This is a genomic window from Polynucleobacter sp. AM-25C3 (assembly GCF_018882335.1).
In the GTDB taxonomy this organism is placed as follows: domain Bacteria; phylum Pseudomonadota; class Gammaproteobacteria; order Burkholderiales; family Burkholderiaceae; genus Polynucleobacter.
Genome location: NZ_JACVOS010000041.1, coordinates 1 through 304, shown reverse-complemented (window position 1 = coordinate 304; position 304 = coordinate 1). Strand labels below are relative to the sequence as shown.

At 52.0% G+C, this 304-nt stretch carries 1 protein-coding gene; it reads left to right on the top strand.

What is annotated here, in order from left to right; translation table 11 throughout:
* Positions 1 to 304: AIDA repeat-containing protein (locus tag ICN12_RS10775; protein WP_216272507.1), on the top strand; the 304-nt coding region annotated here is incomplete at both ends.

Genomic DNA, 304 nt, shown 5'->3' with positions numbered 1-304 from the left:
CATCAATGAAAACGGCAACTTCTCTATTTCCGACTTAACAGCCAGTGGAGTAATTCTCAATTCTGGCGGTTTGTTGACCGTCAATTCTGGCGCTACTGCCAGCGGCACCACCATCAATAGCGGGGGAGTTGGAAGAGTCGCTGCTGGCGCTAGCGCTCTAGGAGTCACCCAGTTGGTTGGCGGCGCACTGTCGGCAATCGTAGGTCTTGGCCCTGCTGGATCCTTTGTTACCGGTAGAAATGAAAGCGGCAACTTCTCTATTTCCGACTTAACAGCCAGTGGAGTAATTCTCAATTCTGGCGGT